Genomic DNA, 6282 nt, shown 5'->3' with positions numbered 1-6282 from the left:
GCAGTTCCCCGCGCCCCTGGATGGGCGCTGCGCGCCCATCAAGCCTCGCCCGCCAGAGTGCCGCAGCAGGCAGGGTGGCGACTGCGGCGCCGCGGAGGCTAGTCGCGCCCGCGCGGCGGTAGCCGCACATCAGATACAGCCCCGCGCCCATCAAGCCTCGCCCGCCAAAGAGCCGCAGCAGGCCGGATGGCGACTGCGGCGCCGCGGGGGCTGGTCGCGCCCGCGCGGTGGTAGCCGCACATCAAGCACAGCCCCGCACCCCTGAAGAGGCGCCGCGCGCCCCATCAAGACGCGCCCCAGGCGGCGACTGCCGCGCCACAGGGGCTCATCGCGCCCGCGCGGCGGAGCCGCACATCAGGCACAGCCCCGCACCCCTGAAGGGCGCTGCGCGCCCCATCGAGGCGCGCCCCAGGCGGTGACTGCCGCGCCGCGGGGGCTGGTCTCGCCCGCGCAGCGGTAGCCGCACATCAGATACAGCCCCGCGCCCCGTCCAGGACGCGTCCCAGGCGGTGACTGCGGCGCCGCAGTGGGCGGTCACGCCCATGCGACGGCAGCCGGACATCAGGCACAGCCCCGCGTCCCTGAAGGGCGCTGCGCGCCCCATCGAGGCTCGCCCCGTCCTGCGTAAAGGCTTCGCCGCCGGCTTTCGTCAGCCGAACATGCCCGGCTGGTAGTCGCCTGCGGGCTGGCGGACGATGACGTTGGCCCGGTTGTACGCGTTGATGATGGCGATCAGGGACACCAGCGCGGCCAGCTGGTCCTCGTCGTAGTGCTTCGTGGCGTTCTGCCAGGTCTCGTCCGAGACGCCGCCGGCCGCGTCGGCGATGCGGGTGCCCTCCTCGGCCAGGGCGAGGGCGGCGCGTTCGGCGTCGGTGAAGACTGTGGCCTCGCGCCAGGCGGCGATCAGGTGGAGGCGGGTCGTGTCCTCGCCGGCGGCGGTGGCGTCCTTGGTGTGCATGTCGGTGCAGAAGCCGCAGCCGTTGATCTGGCTGGCCCGGATCTTGACCAACTCCTGGGTGGCTGCGGGGAGGGTGGAGTCCGAGATGACCTTGCCGGCCGAGTTGACGTGCCGGAGGACCTTGCCGAAGAGCTGGCTGCCGAAGAGGTTGAGGCGGGCTTCCATCGTGTTCTCCCTGTGGTGTGCCGTTTGGGTACACCCCTTAGACAGCGGGGAGAGCGCGAGTGTGACAGCCCTGGGTGTGACGCCCGTCACTCTTCCTCGAAGGGTTCGTCGCTCCACCGGAACCACGCCCGCTCCCCCTCGATGTGCAGCAGGAACTCCGGCACCGGCCCGTCCGGGGAGGACAGGGAGACGCGGCTCGTGATCTCGTCGTACGCGGACTCCCACTCCTCGGTCCACCCCTCGTTGAGCATTGCCAGCTCACGGGTGAAGAGGGGTTCGACGGCCGCGTACCCCGGCCCCGGCGTGAAGCGGCCCGAGAGCCAGGGGAAGTCGGCGTCGTCGATCGTGACCGTACCGACCTCCTCGCCCCCGCACCGCAGCCGCCAGATCTCCCCGTCGAACCCCATGTCCCCTCCAGTCCTCTCAGTCCGTCTCACCCCACCTTGTCACCCCCCACTGACAACGCCCTCGCAGGCGAAGTTCACCCGCTCCCGCACCACGGGATACCCGGCCTTCGTGAAGTGCGCGGCCATCGGGAAGTTCCCCTGGTCGGTGGCCGCGGCGATGAACCGCGCACCCCGTTCGGCGAGGTAGTGGGTGCACTCGGCGAGCAGGTCGTAGGCGTACCCGTGCCCGCGCTGCTCCGGCACGACGCCGATGAACCCGATGCAGGGCCCGCTGGAGTTGTGGGCCGGGATGTGGATGCCGGCCGGCTCGCCCGAGGGCGTACGGGCGACCTGCCACCACTCGCGGGGCGACGGGCACCAGCGGAAGAAGTCGATCTCCTCCTGCGCGGCCTGGTCGAGGCCGCCCTCCTCGATGGCCTTGCGCGCGTGCGCGTCGAGGGTGACGGAGTGGATGCGGCGCAGGGCGTCGAAGAAGACGGCGTCGTCGGGTTCGGGGCCGAAGGAGAGGCGGCCGGGGCGGTCGGGGAGGCCGCATTCGGGGGTCCAGCGGTAGATGTAGCGCTCGGCGAGGACGCGCTGTCCCGCTCGCCGTGCCGCGTCGATGCGGGCCTCTCCGGCGGCCTTCGTCGCGGGGTCGTCGCGCCAGCCGCCGGGCGGGTTCAGCTCCACGCCGACCCGCCAGGGGGCCGTACGCAGGAGTTCCGCGCCGGCTTCCGCCTCGCCGTCGGCGAAGTCGAACCAGTGCGCGGCCAGGGGTTCGGCATCGCCGGGCCCGCCCCACCAGGCGGCGCGGGCCACGACACGGCCGTCGCGCAGGGCGACGCGTTTCCAGTCGGGGCGGTAGGTGACGTGGCCCAGGGCGTCGGCGGAGCGCAGCGGGTCGGGCAGGGTGTCGAACAGGTGGGCGTCGCTCTCGTCGAGCGCGCGGATGACCAGGTCGGTCACGGATTCCTCCGGGTGGCGGCTGTGCGGTGCGCTCCCGGGCAGGTCAGACGTGGCACGCGACGGCGGCGGGGAGGGAGCGCGGGGTCGTGGTGGACTGCATGGCACTCGCCTCCTTCCGTGCGTCTCGGGCGTGCGGTCAGACGATACGACAGCCGTCTCGGGGGCGTCCACGAGTTTTCCGGCGATCTCCGTGGGCACGCGCACATGCGAGCCGCGCGATGTGTGGTGATAGTGGATTTGTCGACCTCGCCGGTCGACCGCACCAGAGGAGTCCATCCCATGACGAACCCCTCCGAGGACCGTGCCACCCCCGACGCCCTGCTCCACACCCGTACGGGGACCGAGGTGACCGCCGAGGACGTCGTCCTCGCCGCCGGCCGCGACCTCACCCCCGAGAACCTCGCCTGGGCCGAACGCAAACTGGCCACGGAGGGAGACGCCGCGATCGAGAAGCTGCTCCCCTAGAGACCCGGCACGCGACACCCCGCACCTGACACCCGGCACCCGGCGTGCCCGCACCGACGTCCCCTTCCGGAAAGCCTCACCCCCTGCCACACTCCGACCGTGCCCGATTTCGACATGCTCGTGCTCGGATCCGGTCCCGGCGGCCAGAAAGCCGCCATCGCCGCGGCCAAACTCGGCCGCAGAGTGGGTGTCGTCGACCGCGGCGACATGGTCGGCGGTGTCTCGCTGCACACCGGCACCATCCCGTCGAAGACCCTGCGGGAGGCGGTGCTGTACCTGACCGGCCTCACCCAGCGGGACCTGTACGGCCAGAGCTACCGGCTGAAGGAGAACATCACCGTCGCCGACCTCACGGCCCGTACGCAGCATGTCGTGAACCGCGAGATCGAGGTCATCCGCAGCCAACTGGCTCGCAACCAGGTCCCGTTGTTCGCGGGGACCGGCCGCTTCCTGGACCCGCACACCGTCGCCCTGCGCGAAGTCACCGGCCACGAGCGGGTGTTGACGGCGGAGCACGTTGTCATCGCGACCGGCACCCGCCCCGCACGCCCGCCGAGCGTGGAGTTCGACGGCCGGACGATCCTCGACTCGGACAACGTGCTGACGATCGAACGCGTCCCGAGGTCGATGGTGATCGTCGGCGCGGGCGTGATCGGCATGGAGTACGCGAGCATGTTCGCGGCGCTCGGCAGCAAGGTGACCGTCGTCGAACGCCGCCCGGCCATGCTGGACATGTGCGACATGGAGATCGTCGAGGCGCTCAAGTACCACCTGCGCGACCTCGCCGTGACGTTCCGGTTCGGGGAGACGGTCGCGGCGGTGGAGCAGCACCAGCACAGCGCGCTGACGGTGCTGGAGAGCGGCAAGAAGATCCCGGCGGACGCGGTGATGTACTCGGCGGGCCGGCAGGGCCTGACCGATGAACTCGCCCTGGAGAACGCGGGGTTGACGGCGGACGCGCGTGGCCGGATCGCCGTGGACGAGCACTACCGCACCGAGGTCCCGCACATCTACGCGGTCGGCGACGTGATCGGCTATCCGGCGCTCGCGGCGACGGCGATGGAGCAGGGCCGGGCGGCGGCGTACCACGCGTTCGGGGAGCCGGTGGGCCGGATGGACGCGCTCCAGCCGATTGGCATCTACACGATCCCGGAGATCAGCTTCGTCGGCCGTACGGAGGATCAACTCACCGAGGAACGCGTGCCGTTCGAGGTCGGGGTGGCCCGGTACCGGGAGCTGGCGCGGGGTCAGATCATCGGGGACGCGCACGGGATGCTGAAGCTGCTGGTGTCGCCGGTGGACCGCAAGCTGCTCGGGGTGCACTGCTTCGGGAGCGGGGCGACGGAACTCATCCACATCGGCCAGTCGGTGATGGGCTGCGGGGGCACCGTCGACTACTTGGTGGACGCGGTCTTCAACTACCCGACGCTGGCGGAGTCCTACAAGGTCGCGGCGCTGGACGCGACGAACCGGCTGCGTCAGCTGGACCGGATCGGCGACTGAACGCTCGTACGGCGCAAGGGAGTTCGAGAAAATCGGTCGTAGAGGTTACCCGACGGTCAATCTTGAAAGGTCAACCGTTGGGACTATCATCACTCGCATACTCGGTGTGACCGGCCGCCGACGGAGCGGTGGTGCGACAGGTCCCGCACGCAGGTTCCGTACGGCCTTTTCCCGCCGCCGCCCCAGGCCCATCCCTGGACGCGCGGCGGTGCAACCCCCCACCCCCCACGCGCCGCCGGGCAGTTCCCGCCGCGCGGTGTGCACGACGGAAAGCAGCGCACCATGAGCAACAGCAGTGGTCGAGGGCTTCAGGCGAACGTCCTCGGCACCTTCGAGACGACGGTGATGGCGCTCGCGGGCAGCGCTCCCGCGTACTCGATCGCGGCGACAACCGCCGTACTGGTCGGCGCGGTCGGTCTGGCCGGGCCGGCGGCCCTGCTCTACTGCGCGCTGCCGATGCTGGGCATCGCGCTCGCCTACCGGCATCTGGGCCGCATCGACGCGAACGCGGGGGCGGCGTACTCGTGGGTGGGGCGCACGCTCCATCCGTTCCTCGGGTTCCTCAGCGGGTGGGCGCTGGTGGTGTCGACGACCATCTTCATGGTCGCCGGGTCGCTGCCCGCCGGGTCGCTGACGCTCTCCCTGTTCGACGAGGGGCTCGCGGAGTCCACGGGCTGGTCGACGGTCGTCGGCGCGGGCTGGTTCGTCCTGATGCTGGGCATCGTGCTCGGCGGGGCGCGGCTCACCGCGCGGGTCCAACTCCTCATGTCCGGCATCGAGTTGACGATCCTCGCGGTCTTCGCCGTGCTCGCGTTCATGCACACGGACACCGCGCGGGCCTTCGACTGGGGCTGGTTCGGGCCCGGGCAGTTCGACGAGGTCGGCGGGTTCGCGGCGGGGGCGCTGGTCGCCGCGTTCTACTACTGGGGCTGGGACGTCAGCAGCAACCTCGGCGAGGAGACGCGCGACAGCCGCCGGACCACCGGGCTCGCCGGGCTGATCGGCCTCGGGATCGTGTTCCTGCTGTTCGAGATCTACACGGTCGCCATCAACGTCGTGCTGACGCGGGACGAGATCGACCGGAACGCGGCGAACGTGCTGGGCGTGCTCGGGGAGGCCGTGTGGCCCGGGTGGGGCGGGAAACTGCTGGTCGTGGCGGTCATGCTGTCCACGATCGCCACACTGGAGACCACGCTCATCCAGGTCACCCGCTCCCTGTTCGCGATGGGGCGCGACCGTACGATGCCGGCCGCGTTCGGCCTCGTCCACCGGCGCTGGAACACGCCCTGGGTGCCGGTCGCCGTCGTCGGCGCGGTCGCGCTCACGCTGCTCGTCGCGTCCAACGCGCTCGGCTCCGTCGGTGAGATCCTCGCGGACGCGATCTCCGCGATGGGCCTCCAGATCGCCCTGTACTACGGCCTCACGGGGCTCGCGGCGGTCGTCGCGTACCGCAGGCTCCTCTTCAAATCCCCCGCGACCTTCCTCCTGGGCGGCGTCTGGCCCCTGTCCGGCGCCCTCTTCATGTTCTGGATCTTCATCGAGTCCCTGAGCTCCCTCAGCACCCCCGCGATCACCATCGGCCTCGGCGGCCTCGCCCTCGGCCTCGTCCCGCTCCTCTGGTACCGCGCCAAGGGCAGCGACTACTACCGCCCCACCCGCCTGGACGCCTCCCACACGGTCACCTCCCACGCGGTCCCTGCGGGGAGAGGCGCGTACGAGGGCGTACCGACGGACTTCTGACCCACAGGCCGGGGACGACGACGGGTACGAGGCTGTCGCGCCGATTCTCGGGGGCGCGCGGGGCGGTCAACGGGAAGCACGCCACGCCCCGCGCGGCCC

Annotated in this window: 6 protein-coding genes; 3 read left to right on the top strand and 3 right to left on the bottom strand. The window is 71.1% G+C overall.

Annotated features, from left to right (window positions below):
* Positions 1-649: 649 nt before the first annotated feature.
* The 3 genes from AOK24_RS14950 to AOK24_RS14940 form a co-directional block, all read right to left on the bottom strand.
* A complete protein-coding gene (locus AOK24_RS14950) occupies positions 650-1123 on the bottom strand; it encodes a carboxymuconolactone decarboxylase family protein (RefSeq protein WP_055720558.1) in 474 nt (157 codons plus the stop codon).
* Between the two features lie 86 nt (positions 1124-1209).
* Positions 1210-1530, bottom strand: a complete 321-nt coding sequence (locus AOK24_RS14945) for a hypothetical protein (RefSeq protein WP_055720557.1) — start codon at positions 1528-1530, stop codon at positions 1210-1212.
* Positions 1531-1569: 39 nt separating this feature from the next.
* A complete protein-coding gene (locus AOK24_RS14940; protein WP_055720556.1) occupies positions 1570-2475 on the bottom strand; it encodes a GNAT family N-acetyltransferase in 906 nt (301 codons plus the stop codon).
* 279 nt (positions 2476-2754) lie between these two features.
* Here AOK24_RS14940 and AOK24_RS14935 point away from each other — a divergent pair, with 279 nt between their 5' ends.
* The 3 genes from AOK24_RS14935 to AOK24_RS14925 all read left to right on the top strand — a co-directional run bounded on the left by AOK24_RS14935 (position 2755) and on the right by AOK24_RS14925 (position 6183).
* Positions 2755-2940, top strand: coding sequence for a hypothetical protein (locus AOK24_RS14935; protein WP_055720555.1), 186 nt, complete (start codon positions 2755-2757; stop codon positions 2938-2940).
* A 99-nt stretch (positions 2941-3039) separates the two neighbouring features.
* Positions 3040-4443: a Si-specific NAD(P)(+) transhydrogenase gene (sthA, locus tag AOK24_RS14930; RefSeq protein ID WP_055720554.1), complete on the top strand. Its 1404-nt coding sequence runs from the start codon at positions 3040-3042 to the stop codon at positions 4441-4443.
* 282 nt (positions 4444-4725) lie between these two features.
* Positions 4726-6183 (top strand): APC family permease, encoded by a 1458-nt coding sequence (locus tag AOK24_RS14925; protein ID WP_055720553.1) that lies wholly within the window; start codon positions 4726-4728, stop codon positions 6181-6183.
* The last annotated feature ends 99 nt before the right edge of the window (positions 6184-6282 follow it).

Origin of the sequence: Streptomyces niveiscabiei, from assembly GCF_001419795.1 — a bacterium.
Taxonomy (GTDB): domain Bacteria; phylum Actinomycetota; class Actinomycetes; order Streptomycetales; family Streptomycetaceae; genus Streptomyces; species Streptomyces niveiscabiei.
This window is presented reverse-complemented; position numbering and strand designations above follow the sequence as displayed.

Bases quoted from the DNA above. Each gene is read 5' to 3' on its own strand.
- AOK24_RS14950 (WP_055720558.1), bottom strand. From the start codon at position 1,123: ATGGAAGCCCGCCTCAACCTCTTCGGCAGCCAGCTCTTCGGCAAGGTC.
- AOK24_RS14945 (WP_055720557.1), bottom strand. From the start codon at position 1,530: ATGGGGTTCGACGGGGAGATCTGGCGGCTGCGGTGCGGGGGCGAGGAG.
- AOK24_RS14935 (WP_055720555.1), top strand. From the start codon at position 2,755: ATGACGAACCCCTCCGAGGACCGTGCCACCCCCGACGCCCTGCTCCAC.
- AOK24_RS14925 (WP_055720553.1), top strand. From the start codon at position 4,726: ATGAGCAACAGCAGTGGTCGAGGGCTTCAGGCGAACGTCCTCGGCACC.